10 protein-coding genes are annotated in these 15,879 nt (G+C 66.1%); 2 read left to right on the forward strand and 8 right to left on the reverse strand.

Translation table 11 applies throughout. The features are described from left to right. The first annotated feature begins 46 nt into the window (after positions 1-46). Positions 47-2,839, forward strand: a complete 2,793-nt coding sequence (locus IAE34_RS16375) for a dermonecrotic toxin domain-containing protein (RefSeq protein WP_200140004.1) — start codon at positions 47-49, stop codon at positions 2,837-2,839. On the opposite strand, the gene IAE34_RS16380 is transcribed toward IAE34_RS16375, so the two are convergent. The 8 genes from IAE34_RS16380 to glnE form a co-directional block, all read right to left on the reverse strand. Then, positions 2,812-4,254, reverse strand: coding sequence for a lipopolysaccharide kinase InaA family protein (locus tag IAE34_RS16380; protein ID WP_200140005.1), 1,443 nt, complete (start codon positions 4,252-4,254; stop codon positions 2,812-2,814). The two genes, IAE34_RS16375 and IAE34_RS16380, sit on opposite strands and share 28 nt — an antisense overlap. Beyond that, positions 4,254-5,006: a lipopolysaccharide kinase InaA family protein gene (locus IAE34_RS16385; RefSeq protein ID WP_200140006.1), complete on the reverse strand. Its 753-nt coding sequence runs from the start codon at positions 5,004-5,006 to the stop codon at positions 4,254-4,256. The genes IAE34_RS16380 and IAE34_RS16385 overlap by 1 nt, the downstream gene beginning before the upstream one ends. Next, a complete protein-coding gene (locus IAE34_RS16390; RefSeq protein WP_200140007.1) occupies positions 5,003-5,737 on the reverse strand; it encodes a lipopolysaccharide kinase InaA family protein in 735 nt (244 codons plus the stop codon). The genes IAE34_RS16385 and IAE34_RS16390 overlap by 4 nt, the downstream gene beginning before the upstream one ends. Beyond that, a complete protein-coding gene (gene rfaP / locus IAE34_RS16395; RefSeq protein ID WP_200140008.1) occupies positions 5,737-6,543 on the reverse strand; it encodes a lipopolysaccharide core heptose(I) kinase RfaP in 807 nt (268 codons plus the stop codon). The genes IAE34_RS16390 and rfaP overlap by 1 nt, the downstream gene beginning before the upstream one ends. Next, positions 6,540-7,664, reverse strand: coding sequence for a glycosyltransferase family 4 protein (locus IAE34_RS16400; RefSeq protein WP_200140009.1), 1,125 nt, complete (start codon positions 7,662-7,664; stop codon positions 6,540-6,542). Before IAE34_RS16400 ends, rfaP begins: the two co-directional genes overlap by 4 nt. Then, positions 7,664-8,722 carry a lipopolysaccharide heptosyltransferase I gene (waaC, locus tag IAE34_RS16405; RefSeq protein ID WP_200140010.1) on the reverse strand — a complete coding sequence of 353 codons (1,059 nt, stop codon included), beginning with the start codon at positions 8,720-8,722 and terminating at the stop codon, positions 7,664-7,666. Before waaC ends, IAE34_RS16400 begins: the two co-directional genes overlap by 1 nt. Beyond that, positions 8,723-9,772: a lipopolysaccharide heptosyltransferase II gene (gene waaF / locus IAE34_RS16410; protein ID WP_200140011.1), complete on the reverse strand. Its 1,050-nt coding sequence runs from the start codon at positions 9,770-9,772 to the stop codon at positions 8,723-8,725. It abuts the gene before it with no gap. Positions 9,773-9,914: 142 nt separating this feature from the next. Beyond that, positions 9,915-12,848: a bifunctional [glutamate--ammonia ligase]-adenylyl-L-tyrosine phosphorylase/[glutamate--ammonia-ligase] adenylyltransferase gene (glnE, locus tag IAE34_RS16415; RefSeq protein ID WP_200140012.1), complete on the reverse strand. Its 2,934-nt coding sequence runs from the start codon at positions 12,846-12,848 to the stop codon at positions 9,915-9,917. A 383-nt stretch (positions 12,849-13,231) separates the two neighbouring features. On the opposite strand from glnE, the gene aceE reads away from it, so the two are divergent. Next, complete coding sequence (aceE, locus tag IAE34_RS16420) at positions 13,232-15,877, forward strand: pyruvate dehydrogenase (acetyl-transferring), homodimeric type (protein WP_200140013.1); 2,646 nt, start codon at positions 13,232-13,234, stop codon at positions 15,875-15,877. The last annotated feature ends 2 nt before the right edge of the window (positions 15,878-15,879 follow it).

Consider the following 15,879-nt stretch of genomic DNA (forward strand, 5'->3'; position numbering starts at 1 on the left):
CGAGGAGGACCAGGCTGCAACGCTCACCGACAGTGGAGCGCATGCCATGAGCCTGCAGCAGTTCGTTGCGTTCGATGCACAATTGAGCGTCCTTCTCGCGTCCCCACCCGTGCCGGACCGCGGGCGGCCCTGGCTGGCGTCACGCCAGCGCTACTTCGCCGACCTCGCCACCTATTGGCTGCAGGCCGACGAGCGTGGCGACACGCGCCAGGTACGCCTGGCCGCAGTGCTGCGGGCCCAGCTACTGGCTCAGATCACGCTGAGGGTGGGCGACCACACGCTGGGCTCGAACCACGCCGAGCTGATGCAGACCTGCGTGCAACAGCCGCTACCATGGCAGCGCCAACACCTGCCCGGTGCCAGCCGCCCGCAGATCTTCAAGCCGCTGCTGGACATCGGCTCTCCCCACTGGCGCTGCCACCTGCCCGGGGCGTTCGTCATCGTCGAAGGCGCCGTCGAAGGCCGCATGCCCGATCCGACGCAGCCCAGCGAGCATGCCCTGCTGTGCAGCCTGTCCCATGGCATCGAGGCGTTCGAGGACCTGGCCGAACTGCATGTCGAGCTGTGCGAACGGCTGGACGATCCGCAGCAAAGCCGGACACTGCTGCGCCATCTGACCGGGACTCAAGAGCAGGAGCGGGCACGCCATGCCGAGCGGCTGCGCTACGAGTGGTTCAGCGAAGACCTGGTGACCGCGCAGGTCCAGACGCTGATCGATGGCCAGCATGCTCGACTGACCCAGTGCTGGCAGGACAGCGCCACGTCCCCTGACGTGGATTGGACCGCCCTGGAGCAGCGACTGCAGCAGGCCTTCGACCTGCTGCCCTGGGCTGGCAGCCAGCCCGCCTTGCAGACGCGCTACGGCCTGCTGCTGGAGCGCAACTCGCCCGCCTGGCTGCGAAACGCCTCGGCGCAGGGCCTGACGCATATCATGCAGACGCTGCAGGAGCTGGTCATCGCCATCGACCATTCGGTAGCCCCGGGCATCCTGAGCCATGAGCAATTCGTCGACCAGCACAGCCTGCGCAAGTGGACCCGCGAGCGCCTGCGCAGCGCGCTGCGCCAGCGCCATGCGCTGGACATCGATCCCCTGCAGGTTCATGTCACCGTAACCCTGGCACGGCAACGGGGGCCGGTGCTGCACCCTGGGCTGACGACCGGCTACATCCCGGCAGCCAGCCGCCCGCAGGTGGGTGACACCATCGAGCTGGAGTCACGCACCTATCGACTCGATGAACTGGCGGCACTGAACGTGGCCTGGCTGGACGTGGACTACTGGTTGACGGCCCGTGTCCATCATCTGGACAACAGCCCGATCGACCAGGTCACGCCGGCGCAGATCAAGCAACTGGTCCGCGACCTGGACGTGGGTGACAGCTACAGCCGCTACCTGCGCAGCCACCTGCTGAACTCCCCCACCGCGCAATGGCGCCTGGAACGTTATGTCGAGGTCAGCAAGGCAAGAATGCTCGCCGAAGCCGCCAAGGCCCGTTACGCCGGCCACTATCTCGAGGATCCGTTCGAACGGGGCTACACCTGGACCCGGTCGGTGCTCGCTCATCCCCGCAGCGTGCAGCGCCAGGCCGCACTGGGCATGCACCTGAGCGTGCGCCAGTGGCTGATCGACGGCCACACCGTCCAGGGCGTACTGCTGATCACCCACGACATCGCCAGCTCGACGGGTTTCGTCGTCTATACCCCCGATGCGCCGGATCGGCGCGCCTGGCGGGAGTTTCGCAATGCCCGCCACCTGCTGCGTACGCTACGCGACAAACCGGCACTGCGCGACTACGTGTTCGATCGCATGCCTCTGGCCAGCCGCCAGACGCTGGAAGAGTACCTGACCAAGGGCCGGCTCGGCGCGCGCACCGTCACCGCGACGATCACCGAGCATTTCATCGAAGCCGGCTACCGTGCCGAGGTGCAAGCCGTACTCGCGGCGGTGGATGCACGCACCAACACCAAGCTCGAACTGGTCGGCGAGTTCGCCCTGCATGCGCTTGCCATCACCCTGGACCTCATCAGCCTGGCGTTGCCCAGCCGGGCGCTCACCGCGCTGGCCTTCGCCAGGAGCGTCCTGTCGGTGCTGGACATGGCCAAGGCCCGTGACGCCGATGACCGAGTCGAGATGCTCAAGCACCTGGTGGAGGCATTCACCCATATCAATGACGGCGTCAACAGCATCGGCGGCTCGACCGTGCTCCGGCGCGCGATCCGCGCACTGCCCCCCGCGCCGCCGCTGTCATTGCCGGCGGTGCTGAGGCGGCACACCGACACCAGCAAATTGCACTACCGCGTCGACGGTATCCACAAGGAAGGGATCTATGAGCAGAAGTCGCAATACCCCGGGATCTCGCTGTACTTCATCAAGGACAGCGAAGGCCAGACCTACCAGGTCGCTTTCGATGGCTATCGCTGGCGGGTAGTCGATCCACGTCAGCCGGACGCCTACACCAAGGTGCCGGTCAAGCGCTGCGCCGATGGGCAATGGGTGGTCGATTCGCCCGTGCGCTGGTTCGACGGCCTGCCCGACCTCGCGGCACTGTTCGAACATGTCAGCCTGCCGACGGTGCCCGTGGGCATTGCGCAACCTCCAGCGGGACTCTATCGCAGCGACCTGGGCCTCTACCTGCTGGCAGGCGGCAGAGCCCTGCCACTGCGCCCCCACCTGCTGGAGCACCACTACCACCTGCAACTGGACGAAACCAACGGCGCCGGTGCCTGGGCCACGTTGCGCTGGCAGGATGAGCAATGGCGCATCCGGGTACGCCAGGCCGGGCGCAGCAGCGATTGGCTGGCGCTGCCGCAGGCTTACGCGGTAAGGCGCGGCAGCCGTTGATCGAGGCGCTGATACAGGGCGCTGTCGGCCGGCCAGTTGCGCAGCAGTCGGGCGCGGTCGCGGGCATAGGCCGGGGCGAAGCTGAGCGCGCTGGCGTGCTGGGTCATGGCGTCCAGATCGATCAGCGACCACTGCCCGTCCTGCCAGAACAGGTTGTGGCCTTTGAAATCCCCATGGCTGATGCGTTCGTCGATCAGCCGCTGCATCAGCGACACCAGTGCCTGGACGTACGCCTCGGGCGCCTCGCCACTGTCGACGTGAGGTGCGAAGCACGCGCTCAGGTCCGGGCCGTCGACATACTCGGTCACCAGATAGGCGGTGCTGCGCAGCCCCATTACCCGGCGTTCGAGCACAGCGAGGGGACGTGGCGTGGCGATCTCCAGGAAGGCCAGGCGATTGCCTTCGATCCACGAGTGCCAAGCCCTGCTCGGGCGCCAGAAACGCTTGAACCAGTGCACGGTGTTCTTGATGTTGTAACGCTTGACCACCAGGGTTCGTCCGTCCACCTCGACCCGCGCGACGCTGGCCGCGCCGCCGGTCTTGTACAGGTGGCCTCGCTCGATCAGGGTGTCGGCCCGCTCCAGCACCGGCTGCAACGCTTCGACCTGATCGCGGCGCATGGCGCACAGGCCTGACAGGCTGCGCTGCACGCTGAACAGGGTGCAGTCGCGACCGGCCTTTTCCAGGTAGTCCTTCAGCCGCCACTGACGCACCTTCTGCACCTGCTTGAGCAGTGCCTCCAGGGGCAGCGCATGCTCGGCGTTGCCGAGCAGGTAATGCACCAGCACTTCCTCGATATAGGGCTGCAGACGCTGGGGCAGCTGGGCGAAGAATACGCCGAGGTTCTCCAGCACGCGCTGGCGCGACAACGGCTGGCCTGGCGTCTCGGCCTTGATGCCGGCGCCGTCGATCAGGTACAGGCGGCCGTCGTGGCGCAGCAGGTTGTCCAGGTGCAGGTCTTGCTGCCAGAGGCCCCTGGCGTGCATCTGCGCGACCGCCGTCAGCGCTTCGGCGAGCACCACCTGCTGTTCATCGGCGAGCATGGGCAGGCGCTCGACCGCCGCCCAGGCGTCGCCCAGGCTCTGGGCATGGTCCAGGAACTCGAACAGCAACCAGCCGCCCTCGCCTTCCTGCAATCCATCGGCAAGCAGGCGCGGCGTGGCCAGACCCTGGGCAGCCAGCAGGCGAACACCATCCAGCTCACGCTGGAAATGCCGCGCGGCATTACCCCCGACCAGCAGCTTGGCCAGCACTGGCGTGCCGCGCCAGACACCGGCGCCGACATAGCGCTGCCCCGGCAACACCCGCAGCAGGCTGATCAAATGCAATTCGGCTGGCCCGGCGGCATCTTCAAGGCTCAGGGTCAACGGCAGGCTCGGGCGACGCCCGGCGTTCTTTAACTCAGACAGGCGCATCAGCGGGCCTCTTTTCGACGACGGCGTTTGCCCAGGCGTTGCAACCAGTCGGTCACTGGCGCGCTGTCGGCGGGTTGACCGAGGTAGACGCCCAGCAGGTGGCGCAGGTCGGCCTCGCTCCACACCGGCGCCCGTCGCAGCAACGGCTCCAGGTCCCGGAGGCGATCACGGCGACCCAGCAGCAGCGGCCGGGTCTTTTCCAGGTCGATCAGCTGGGCCTGCCAGCCTTCACGGCGCTCACGTAGGAAGATGTGCTTGGGATAGAAACAGCCGTGCACCTGGCCGGCAGCGTGCAAGGTGCGCGCCAGCTCAGCGCAGGCAGCGAGAATGCCCTGGCGCTGCGCCGGACCGAGCTGCGGCCACTGTGCCAGCAGCGTCTCCAGGTCGCGCCATTCGTCCAGCGCTCGGGTCATGAGCATGGCGCGGTGCGCCCCGCCGGCCTTGCGCTCGCCGTAGAACACCGCCTGCAACGCCGGAATGCCGAGCGCCTGGTAGCGGCGAATGTTGCGAAACTCGCGGGCGAAGGTAGGTTCGCCCAGCGGTCGATGCAAGGTGTGGGTCAGGTAGTCGCGCTGGCGCTTGAGGTAATAACCCTTGCCTTCGAGTTCCAGGCGGAACACGCTGCTCCAGCCGCCACGGCCGGTGTTGGGTTCATCGACGGCGTCCAGTTGCAGCGCCCACAACGCCTCGAAGTCGTCCAGGCCGTGCCGTTGCAGCAGCGCCAGCTCGTCGCCGGCCAGGTAATCGCTCATTCCCTTCCCTCGAAGAAGCTCACCACCTGGCGAATGCGCCGCTTGTCACGGGCATTGAGCCGGGTGTGGCCACGGTATTGCAGATAGAAGCGCAGGCGCTGGGTGGCGGACAGGTGATACTTGGCCACCTTGTCCAGGCAGGCCAGGTCCTTGATCAGTCGATGACGCAGCATGAAGCCGCGCCAGAAATCGCCCGTCGGGCAGTCGATGAAGAACACCGTGGCCTGGTCGTCCACCAGCAGGTTGCGCCACTTCAGGTCGTTGTGGGCGAAATGATGGTTGTGCATCACACGGGTATGGCGAGCCAGCTGGCGACTGATGTGATCGACCCAGGCGCGATCGGCCAGGCGCGGATCGTTGCGCTCGGCCAGCACCGAGAGGTCCTCGGTGCGCGGCAACTCGCGGGTGATCATCGCCCCGCGACCGAAGGACAGGCCATTGCGCTCCAGGCCCCAGGCGATCACCTCGGCGGTGGGGATGCCCCATTTGGCGAACTGCTTGAGGTTCTGCCACTCGGCCTTGATGCGCGGCCGACCGAAGAAACGGCGCATGTGCTTGCCGGCACCGGTGTAGCGCTTGACGTAGTAGCTCACGCCCTCGCGCTCGACGCGGATGACCTCGCTGAGCGGGTCACGGGTCAGGTGTTCGCCTTCGAGGGCGAACACCGCGTCGATGCTACCGAAATCCGCTGCCAGCCGGCGGTAGTCCGCCGCCAGTGTCCAACCCGCCATCAGAGCGCGTCCCCATAGCGTTGCTTGCGATCGTAGAGTCTGCTCGCCTTGCGCTCGAGCCAGGCGAGCAGCGCGGCGTGCTCGGTCAGAACCTGGCGCAGCGGGCGCTGGAAGTAGGCCTTGAGGAAGCGCAATTTGTCGCGGCGCGTCAGGCCGATGTCCAACGCCGAAAAGTACAGCGCTGCCAGGTCCTTGTCGCGCCAGCGGCGGGTGATCTTCGCACGGGTCTGCGCGCGGTGCAGGTCGATGAGCGACAGTTTGAAATCATCGGCCGTCACCGGACGGTCGGTGTGCAGCAGGAAATGGCAGATGTAGCAGTCGCGGTGATTGACCCCGGCACGGTGCATGGTGCCGGTCATCTTCGCCACTTCGGCGATCAGCGCACGCTTGAGCCGTGGCGCTGGCGGCTGGCGAGACCAGTGGAGGCTGAAATCTTCCAGGCTGACGGTCGGCGCCAGCTCCTCGGTGACGATGAACGAATGCTGGGTCGCCGGGTTGCTGCCGCGCTCGCCGTAGGCGACGGCGGTCATGGTCGGGACGCCCGCCTGGTGCAGGCGCTCGATGGCGCGCCACTCCTGGCCGGCTCCAAGCACAGGCCACTTGGCGCTGAACAGGTTCTTGAAGATTTCGCCCCAGCCGATGCCGCGGTGGATCTTGACGAAGTAGCCTGCGTTCGCGACCTCGGTGCGCAAGGTACGGCGTCCCTCCAGCTCGCGGTACACCTCGCCTTGCAGGGCTTCGACGGCTTCGAAGGGATCACGCCCGGCCCACAGGCGCTTGAAGGGCTCGGCCAGCATCAGTTTCATGGGCGCTCCTGGCCGAGGATCACGTCGGCCGCGTACTGGGGCATGCTGTACAGGTCGGCGGTCTTGGCGAAGGCCAGGCCATTGCGCGACCAGCGCGCGCGGGCCTGGGCATCGATCAGCATGCGTTGCAGGTAATCGTCGAGCTGCGCCTGCTCGAAGGGCTCGTCGAGTACCAGGCCGCTGTCGGCCTCGGCGATGTAGTGGGCATAGCCGCACACCTTCGAGACCAGCACCGGCAGCCCTGCGACCACCGCCTCGAGCAGCACGGTGCCAGTGTTCTCGTTGTAGGCCGGGTGGATCAGCAGGTCGGCGCCCAGCAGAAAGCGCGGGATGTCGCTGCGCCCTTTGAGGAACTGCACCTGCTCGCCCAGCCCCAGGGACGCACTTTGCAGCTGGAACACCTTGGGGTCGTCCTGGCCGATGACCATCAGCCGGGTGCGCTTGCGCAGGCTCGACGGCAGCGCGGCCAGGGCCTTGAGGCTGCGGTCGACGCCCTTGGTCTTGAACCCCGAGCCGATCTGCACCAGCAGCAGGTCATCCTCGCCCAGGGCGAATTCCTGGCGAAACGCTGCCCGAATGTCGCGGGCGTTGGCCGGCGCGCGGCGGTCCTGGGAGATGCCCGGCGGCAGCAGGTGAAAGCGCTGCACGGGCGTGCCGTAGTGCTTGATGAACAGCGGCTGCTGCACTTCGGAGATCATCAGGATCTCGGTGCCGGCGTCCCTGGCGAACACCGCGCGCTCGTACTCGGCGAAGTGCCGGTAGCGGCCCCAGCGACGGTAGAGGCCGCCACGCAGGGTCTGGGCCTTGTCCTCGAAGCAACCGTCGGCGGCGTAGTACACGTCCAGCCCCGGCATCTTGTTGAAACCGATGAGCCGGTCGACCGGCGCGCGCGCCAGGTCCTCGGCCATCCAGGCACTGAGTTTCTCGTTGCGCCGGTGATTGAACAGCGCTTTGACCGGCGCCACTCGCACGTCGAAGCCGGGCGGCACCTCGCCTTCCCAGATCAGCGTGTAGACACGAATCTGGTGTCCCCGCTGCTGACACTCCAGGGCGATGCGCATGAAGTCGCGCTGCAGGCCACCGAAGGGGAAATATTTGTACAACACGAAAGCCAGTTGCATCAACGAACATCCTCAGCCAGCAGCAGCGCGCTCAAGCGGCTCGCCACATGCTCGGGATTCAGGCGAGTGAAGCACAGCGGCCACTCGCGTTTGAGATCGAACCGGCGCAGGTCCTCGGCGCTCGGCTTGTAGGTGCACTTCTTCTGCAGGCAGGGCGCGCAGGGGAAGTCGCTGGCCTGGTGAATCTGCGCGCGGCCGTAGGCGCCGGTGAGGCCAGGGTTGGTCGGGCCGAACAGCGAGAGGGTCGGCACGTCCAGGGCGGCGGCCAGGTGACCCAGGCCGGTATCCACCGCCACGCAGGCCTTGGCCGCCGCCAGTATGCGGGCGACCCCCGCCAGGTTCAATTTGGGCAGCACCTGGCAGTGCTCCAGGCCCTGGGCGATACGCTGCGCTCGTGCCTGCTCGTCGGCGTTGCCCCACGGCAACACCACCTTCATGCGGCGCCGGCCCAGACGCTCGGCCAGCTCGCGCCAGTAGGCTTCCGGCCAGTGCTTGGTGGCCCAGGTGGTGCCGTGCAGGAACACCACGTAAGGCGTGGTCGGCGGCAGGTCCAGGCGCGTGCGATCCAGGCCGTACTGGCCCAGGCCCTCGGGCAGGTCGTAGGCCAGGGCCAGGGCGAACAGCTGGCGCACGCGCTCCACCGCATGCTGGCCGACCGCCACCGACAGGCGTCGATCGTAGAAGCGGCTGGCCAGGCCTTCGCGCGCCGAGTAGCGGTCCAGGCCGGCCACCGGCGCCTTCACCAGGCGCGTCAGCCAGGCCGACTTGACCAGCCCCTGGGCATCGATGACCAGGTCGTACTGGCGTTCGCGCAAGCGCTGCTTGAAGGCCTTCCACTCGCCGCTCTTGTAGGTCTGCCAGAGGTTCTTGCGCCAGCGGCGGATGCCCACTGGAATGACGCGGTCCACGGCCGGGTGCCAGCTAGGAATCTCGGCGAAGCCTTCTTCCACCACCCAGTCGAAGCGGATGCCAGGGATGGCATGCGCCGCGTCGGTGACGGCCGGCAAGGTGTGGATCACGTCGCCCAGCGACGAGGTCTTGATGATCAGTACCCGCACTCAGTCGACCTCGGCTCGGGTGTCGATCAGGCCCGGCGCGGCCAGCCCATGCAGTGCGGCGATGACCTTGTGCGGATCGAGCAGGCGCAGGCAGTTGTAGTGGCCGAAGCGACAGGTGCGTTCGAAGCAGGGGCTGCACTCGATGCCCGTGCGCACCACCTCGACCCGATCGGCCAGGGGCGGCGTGAATCCTGGTGAAGTGGAACCGTACACCGCCACCAGCGGCCGATTGAGCGCGGCGGCCACGTGCATCAGTCCCGAGTCGTTGGACACCACGGCATCGGCGCAGGCCATCAGGTCGATGGCCTCGGCCAGCGACGTGTCGCCTGCCAGGTTGCTCGACTCCTCGCGCAAGCCCGGGATGAGGCGCTCGCGGATCTGCTCGCCGACCGCATGATCGTTCTTCGAACCGAACAGCCAGACCTGCCAGCCCTGGCGAATCATCGCCTCGGCCACGGCCGCGTAATGCTCCACCGGCCAGCGCTTGGCCTCGCCGAACTCGGCGCCCGGGCACAACGCCAGCACCGGGCGATCCAGTTGCAAAGCGAACTTGGCCAGAGCGGCATCACGGCTGGCGGCCTCGATGCGCAGGCTGGGGCGCGGATACGGCTGCGGCAGTTCGGCGCCCGGGGCATAGGCCAGCGCCATGAAGCGCTCGATCATCAGCGGGTAGCGCGCCTTGTCCAGCTTGCGCACGTCGTTGAGCAGCAGGTAGCGCATCTCGCCGCGCCAACCGGTACGCACAGGGATGCCGGCGAACCAGGGCACCAGCGCCGACTTGAGCGAGTTGGGCAACAGGATCGCCTGGTCGTACTGGCCGCTCAGCGACTTGCCGATGCGCCGACGCGTGGCCAGGTCCAGGGCGCCATGGCCGAGCGGAAAGCTCAAGGCCTGACGCACCTCGGGCATGCGCTCGAGGATGGGCCGGCTCCAATCGGGGGCCAGCACGTCGATCGCGCAGTCCGGGTATCGCTGGCGCAGGCACTGGAACAGGGTCTGCGCCATCACCATGTCGCCGACCCAGCTGGGTCCGATGATCAGTATTCTCATGCTTTATCCAGAAACAGTCGGGGAGGCTGCAGGCTGCGCTTGAACCTGGCCTCCCCTCTTTATATTCAGGCTGTTTGGCGAACAGTGTATCACTGGTGGCCAGGCCTGGACCGGCAGGCCTGCCCTCGCCTGCAGGGGCGACTCAGCTCAGGCCCAGCTGGCCCCAGATCCGCCTGACCTGGCGACGCTCCTCGACGAACTGCCCGGCATCGATCACACCCGCCTGCTTCTGCAGGGCCTGGCGGTGCGAGGCCGAGCGGAAGGTCTTGTACACCTCGCGCAGCAGCACGGCATCCTCGGCGGGCATCAGCCCGGCCTGCTCGAGTTCCTCGAGAATGCGGATGTTGTCGGTCCAGCGCAGCAGGGCCGGATGCTCGTGGGACCAGGCCAAAGCGGCGTATTGCACCATAAATTCGATGTCCACGATACCACCGGCATCCTGCTTGATATCGAACAACTGGCCGGGCTCGAAGGCATTCTCGGCGGTACCGGCGGCCGTGCCCTTGCTGCCGAGGCTGGCGCGCATCTTCGCGCGCATCTCGCTCACCTGCAGCCGCAGCGTGTCCAGCGCTCGGGCCTTGCCGAGCACCGCGGCGCGCACGCCCTCGAAGGCGCTGGCGACCTGCTCGCAGCCTACCAGCACGCGCGCGCGCACCAGCGCCTGGTGCTCCCAGGTCCAGGCCTCGTGCTGCTGGTAGCGCTCGAAGGCGCCCAGCGAGCTGACCAGCAGACCCGAAGCGCCGGAAGGCCGCAAGCGCATGTCGACATCGTAGAGCTGGCCGGAGTTGGTCTGGGTGGTCAGCAGGTGGATGATGCGCTGGCCCAGGCGCGTGAAGAACTGCGCGCCATCGATGGGCTTGGCGCCATCGGTCTCGGCATTCGGGTCGCCATCGTGGATGAACACCAGGTCCAGGTCCGAGCCATGTCCCAGCTCGATGCCGCCGACCTTGCCGTAGCCGACGATGATGAAGCTCGGCGCGCACAGGCTGGCGTCACTGCGCCTGGGCTGGCCATGACGCGCCACGGTATGACGCCAGGCCAGCGCCAGCACCTGGTCGAGGATGGCCTCGGCCAGCCAGGTCAGGTAGTCGCTGACCTTCATCAAGGGCAGGTTGCCGCTGATCTCCGACGCGGCCACGCGCAGGCTGTGGGCCAGCTTGAAGTGACGCAGCGCCTCCATCTGCTGCTCCAGGTCGTCCTCGGGGATGCGCGTGAGGCGCTCGCGCAGCTCCGAAGCCAGCTCGGGCGCCAGCGGCGGGCTGAACAGCCGTCCTTCGTTGAGCAGTTCGTCGAGCAGCAGCGGGAAGCGGGCGATCTGCTCGGCGATCCACGGGCTGGCCGCGCACAGGGTCAGCAGGCGGCGCAAGGCGCCGGGGTTTTCGCTGAGCAGTACCAGGTAAGCCGATCGCCGGGCCACGGCTTCCACCAGGGGCAGCACGCGCTCGAGCACCAGGTCCGGATCCTCATGCTCGACGGTCTGGGCCAGCAGCCGTGGGATGAAGGCATCCAGGCGCTCGCGACCGATGCGCTGCATCGAGCGCAGCGACGGGCTGGCACGCAGCGCGGTCAACCGCCGCAGGGCCTGGCCGGCGTGGCGAAAGCCGGCGTCCTCCAGCTGTCGACTGGCCGCGTCCTCGTCCTGGGCCTGCTCCCATAACGGCGACCACTCCCCGCCCACCACCAGTTCGCCCTCGCCTTCGTCTTCATCCGGATCGGCGATCACCTGGCGGAAGTGCCAGTCGACACGGCCCCGCCAGTGCGTCAGCCGCTCCAGGAAGGCCGGCCAGTCGGCGAACCCGAGCTGATAGGCGATGCGCGCACGGTCCAGTTCGCCATCGGGCAGCATCTGCGTCTGGCGGTCGGCGATCGCCTGGATGGCATGCTCGGTGTAGCGCAGGAAGCGGTAGGCCTCGCGCAGCTCGGCGACCACCGCCCCCGGCAGGTAGCCCTGGCCCTCCAGGGTGGCCAGCACCTTGAGCAGGGGCCGCTGCTGAAGGCTCAGGTCACGACCGCCATGGATCAACTGGAACGCCTGGGCGATGAATTCCACTTCGCGAATGCCGCCGGCACCGAGCTTGATGTTGTCGGCCATGCCTTTGCGCCGCACTTCCTGCTGGATCAGCTGCTTCATGGTGCGCAGCGCTTCGATGGCGGAGAAATCCAGGTAGCGCCTGTAGACGAAGGGTCGCAGCATGTCCTGCAACTGCGCGCCGGCCTGCCGGTCGCCCGCCACCACCCGCGCCTTGATCATGGCGTAGCGCTCCCAGTCGCGGCCCTGGTCCTGGTAATACTGCTCCAGCGCATTGAACGACAGCACCAGGGCGCCGGCCGAGCCGTAGGGCCGCAGGCGCATGTCGACGCGAAACACGAAACCGTCCACCGTGACCGGGTCCAGCGCCTTGATCAGGCGCTGGCCCAGTCGGGTGAAGAACTCCTGGTTGTCCAGGGCCCGCTTGACTCCTTCGGTCTCGCCGCCTTCGGGGAAGGCGAAGATCAGGTCGATGTCCGAGGACAGGTTGAGCTCGACCGCCCCCAGCTTGCCCATGCCCAGCACCACCAAGTGCTGGGGCTGGCCGCTGCGGTTGCCGATGGGCGTGCCGAATTGCTGGCAATGGCGTGGATACAGCCAGCCATAGGCTTCGTCGATCGCCGCGTCGGCCAGTGCCGAGAGGTCGGTGCAGGTTTCGTCCAGCGCCGCCTGGCGGGTGATGTCGCGCCAGATGATGCGCACCTGCTCGCGGTTGCGCGCCCGGCGCAGGTTGCGGGCCAGCTCGTCCTCGCTCTGGGCGGCCTGGGCAGCGGCCTTTATATGTGCGCGCAGCACGCCAGCGGCATAGCCACGCCCGAGCTCGCCGCTGACCAGCAATTGCAGGAGCATCGCCGGATCGCGCTGCACCTGTTCCAGCACGAAATCGCTGGCCGCCGCCACCTGGTCGAACTGATGCCAGTGAGCTTCGCTGAACACCTGCTGGTCCAGTTCGGCGTGACCGGCCAGGGCCTCGCGCAGGAACTGGCGGTTACGGGCGACGAGCGGTTGCAGGGCGGCAGGGAGATCGGCAGGCAAAGGCAGGCGCATGGTCTATCCTAGATCGGCGTGAAAGAGGGGGCGGGGGTAGTCGATGAACGAACCAGGTCCGGTTGGACTGTCATACAAAAGTGGTAAATAGCTGGAAAACCGCAATGTTTGGTACGATTCATCGAAAATCACAGCTCTGTACCCCCTCACGTACCACGAGGAACGATTTTCCACACAAGCCGAAAGACGGCCTACTGCCGTATTCCTGTAGTATTACTACTCTGCCTTTTGCTCAAAAGCATGAAATGCCAAAGCATTTGTAGTAAAACTACACGGCGCCGGATGACTGTCCGGCGAATCCAAGAATTCACGACGTCTGCCCACAAGGCCAGTCGCAAACTCAGGCTCCCGATTCTGGTTGCCTTTCCGCCCTGGAGCAAGCCATGCAAGACCTCGATCCTATCGAAACCCAGGAATGGCTGGATGCCCTGGAGTCGGTCCTCGACAAAGAAGGCGAAGACCGCGCTCATTACCTGATGACCCGTATGGGCGAGCTGGCCACCCGCAGTGGTTCGCAGCTGCCCTATGCCATCACCACGCCATACCGTAACACCATCCCTGTCACCCACGAAGCACGCATGCCTGGCGACCTGTTCATGGAACGCCGCATTCGCTCGATGGTGCGTTGGAACGCCCTGGCCATGGTCATGCGTACCAACCTGAAGGATTCGGACCTGGGCGGACACATCTCGAGCTTCGCCTCCAGCGCCACCTTGTACGACATCGGCTTCAACTACTTCTTCCAGGCGCCCACCGACGAGCACGGCGGCGACCTGATCTTCTATCAGGGTCATGCTTCGCCAGGCATCTATGCCCGCGCGTTCATGGAAGGTCGCATCAGCGAAGAGCAGATGAACAACTTCCGCCAGGAAGTGGACGGCAAAGGCCTGTCCTCGTATCCGCACCCGTGGCTGATGCCCGATTTCTGGCAGTTCCCTACCGTGTCCATGGGCCTGGGCCCGATCCAGGCGATCTACCAGGCCCGCTTCATGAAGTACCTGGAAGCGCGCGGCTACATCCAGCCGGGCAAGCAGAAAGTCTGGTGCTTCATGGGCGACGGCGAATGCGACGAGCCGGAATCGCTCGGCGCGATCTCTCTGGCCGGCCGCGAGAAGCTGGACAACCTGATCTTCGTCATCAACTGTAACCTGCAGCGCCTCGACGGCCCGGTTCGCGGCAACGGCAAGATCATCCAGGAACTCGAAGGCGTGTTCCGTGGCGGTGGCTGGAACGTCAACAAGGTGGTCTGGGGCCGCTTCTGGGATCCACTGCTGGCCAAGGACACCAACGGTGCCCTGCAGCGCCGCATGGACGAAGTCATCGACGGCGAATACCAGAACTACAAGGCCAAGGACGGTGCGTACGTCCGTGAGCACTTCTTCAACACCCCGGAACTCAAGGCCATGGTCGAAGACCTGTCCGACGACGAGATCTGGAAGCTCAACCGTGGCGGCCACGACCCGTACAAGGTCTACGCGGCCTACCACCAGGCGGTGAACCACAAGGAACAGCCGACCGTCATCCTGGCCAAGACCATCAAAGGTTATGGCACCGGGGCCGGCGAAGCCAAGAACACCGCGCACAACACCAAGAAGGTGGACGTCGACAGCCTGCGCAAATTCCGCGACCGCTTCGACATCCCGGTCAAGGATGCCGAGCTGGAGAACCTGCCGTTCTTCAAGCCCGAGGAAGGTTCGGCCGAAGCCAAGTACCTGGCCGAGCGTCGCGCTGCCCTGGGTGGCTTCGTGCCCCAGCGTCGCGCCAAGAGCTTCAGCGTGCCGACCCCGCCACTGGAAACCCTCAAGGCGATCCTGGACGGCTCGGGCGACCGTGAAATCTCCACCACCATGGCCTTCGTGCGCATCCTGGCGCAGCTGGTCAAGGACAAGGAAATCGGCCAGCGCATCGTGCCGATCATCCCGGACGAAGCCCGTACCTTCGGTATGGAAGGCATGTTCCGTCAGCTGGGCATCTACTCCTCGGTCGGTCAGCTCTACGAGCCGGTCGACAAGGACCAGGTGATGTTCTACCGCGAGGACAAGAAGGGCCAGATCCTCGAGGAAGGCATCAACGAGGCCGGCGCCATGTCCTCGTTCATCGCCGCCGGTACTTCGTACAGCTGCCACAACCAGCCGATGCTGCCGTTCTACATCTTCTACTCGATGTTCGGCTTCCAGCGTATCGGCGACCTGGCCTGGGCCGCTGGCGACAGCCGCACCCGCGGCTTCCTGATCGGCGGTACCGCCGGGCGTACCACCTTGAACGGTGAGGGCCTGCAGCACGAAGACGGTCACAGCCACATGATGGCGGGCACCATCCCGAACTGCCGTACCTACGATCCGACCTACGGCTACGAGCTGGCGGTGATCATCCAGGACGGCATGAAGAAGATGACCGAAGAGCAACAGGACATCTTCTACTACATCACCGTGATGAACGAGTCCTACCAGCAGCCTGCCATTCCGGCCGGTGCCGAGGAAGGCATCATCAAGGGCATGTACCTGCTCGAAGAAGACACCCGCGACGCCGCGCACCACGTGCAGCTGATGGGTTCGGGCACCATCCTGCGCGAAGTGCGCGAGGCGGCGAAGATCCTGCGTGAAGAGTTCAACGTCGGTGCCGACGTATGGAGCGTCACCAGCTTCAACGAACTGCGTCGCGACGGCCTGGCCGTGGAACGCGCCAACCGCCTCAAGCCTGGCCAGAAGCCACAGCAGACCTACGTCGAGCAGTGCCTGAGCGGCCGCAAAGGGCCGGTCATCGCCTCCACCGACTACATGAAGCTGTTCGCCGAGCAGATCCGCCAGTGGGTGCCGAGCAAAGAGTTCAAGGTCCTGGGTACCGACGGCTACGGCCGCAGCGACAGCCGCAAGAAGCTGCGTCACTTCTTCGAAGTCGACCGCCACTTCGTGGTGCTGGCTGCCCTGGAAGCCCTGGCTGACCGTGGCGAGATCGAACCCAAGGTTGTGGCTGACGCCATCGTCAAGTTCGGCATCGACCCGGACAAGCGCAACCCACTGGACTGCTGAGG

Origin of the sequence: Pseudomonas sp. S30, from assembly GCF_016518545.1 — a bacterium.
Taxonomy (GTDB): domain Bacteria; phylum Pseudomonadota; class Gammaproteobacteria; order Pseudomonadales; family Pseudomonadaceae; genus Aquipseudomonas.

Excerpts from the sequence above, each read along its gene's own strand:
- IAE34_RS16375 (WP_200140004.1), top strand. The coding sequence starts at position 47 with ATGAGCCTGCAGCAGTTCGTTGCGTTCGATGCACAATTGAGCGTCCTT.
- IAE34_RS16380 (WP_200140005.1), bottom strand. The coding sequence starts at position 4,254 with ATGCGCCTGTCTGAGTTAAAGAACGCCGGGCGTCGCCCGAGCCTGCCG.
- IAE34_RS16385 (WP_200140006.1), bottom strand. The coding sequence starts at position 5,006 with ATGAGCGATTACCTGGCCGGCGACGAGCTGGCGCTGCTGCAACGGCAC.
- IAE34_RS16390 (WP_200140007.1), bottom strand. The coding sequence starts at position 5,737 with ATGGCGGGTTGGACACTGGCGGCGGACTACCGCCGGCTGGCAGCGGAT.
- rfaP (WP_200140008.1), bottom strand. The coding sequence starts at position 6,543 with ATGAAACTGATGCTGGCCGAGCCCTTCAAGCGCCTGTGGGCCGGGCGT.
- IAE34_RS16400 (WP_200140009.1), bottom strand. The coding sequence starts at position 7,664 with ATGCAACTGGCTTTCGTGTTGTACAAATATTTCCCCTTCGGTGGCCTG.
- waaF (WP_200140011.1), bottom strand. The coding sequence starts at position 9,772 with ATGAGAATACTGATCATCGGACCCAGCTGGGTCGGCGACATGGTGATG.
- glnE (WP_200140012.1), bottom strand. The coding sequence starts at position 12,848 with ATGCGCCTGCCTTTGCCTGCCGATCTCCCTGCCGCCCTGCAACCGCTC.
- aceE (WP_200140013.1), top strand. The coding sequence starts at position 13,232 with ATGCAAGACCTCGATCCTATCGAAACCCAGGAATGGCTGGATGCCCTG.